The following is a 673-nucleotide window of genomic DNA, read 5'->3' as shown; positions in this document are numbered from 1 at the left end:
GCGGGCGTCCTCTTGCTGCTCGCGGGCACGTGGCGCGCGATCCTGTCGTCGACGGGACACGGCACGCTGATCGCCATCGTCGCCTTCGCGCTCGCCGGGCTCGTGATCGGCCATTGCCTCGGCGGCCCGGAACCCGAGCATGCTTCGGTGCTGGCGCTGTCCACAGCCTCGCGCCACCCGGCCATCGCGCTGGCGATCTCGGCGGCCAATTTTCCCGGCGAGCAATTCGCGCCGACGCTCGTGCTTTACCTGATCGTCTGCACGATCATCGCCATCCCGTACGTGAAGTGGCAGCGCCATCGCTCGGTGCTGGCTTCCGGCACGCCTTGAAGGTCATCCATGAGCCCTGAGCGCGACATCCTCTCCGTGCCGGACACGCATCCCGATGCGCCCCTGAAGCCCGACGAAGGCACGCTGCAGACGCGCGCGCGCACCGCGCTCGCCATCGAGCGCACCTTCCTCGCCGCCGAGCGCACGCTGATGGCGTGGCTGCGCACCGCGCTCTCGATGATCAGCTTTGGCTTCACGCTGGCGAAGTTCTTCGAGTATGTGGAAGGCCAGCGCGGCACGCCGATCGTCGGCCGCTTCGGCGCGACCTGGTCGCCGCGCATGGTCGGCACGGCGATGGTGGTGATCGGCACCGTGGCGCTGCTGGTCGCGGTCGTGCAGCATC

At 69.1% G+C, this 673-nt stretch carries 2 protein-coding genes; both read left to right on the top strand.

Annotated features, from left to right (window positions below; genetic code table 11):
• Positions 1 to 330 (top strand): hypothetical protein (locus U4Y88_RS37590; RefSeq protein ID WP_321790133.1); only part of this gene is annotated, 330 nt, incomplete at its 5' end.
• A 9-nt stretch (positions 331 to 339) separates the two neighbouring features.
• Positions 340 to 673: DUF202 domain-containing protein (locus tag U4Y88_RS37585; RefSeq protein ID WP_321790131.1), on the top strand; the 334-nt coding region annotated here is incomplete at its 3' end.

The organism is Paraburkholderia sp. J94, assembly GCF_905220285.1.
Lineage (GTDB): Bacteria > Pseudomonadota > Gammaproteobacteria > Burkholderiales > Burkholderiaceae > Paraburkholderia > Paraburkholderia tropica_A.
This window is presented reverse-complemented; position numbering and strand designations above follow the sequence as displayed.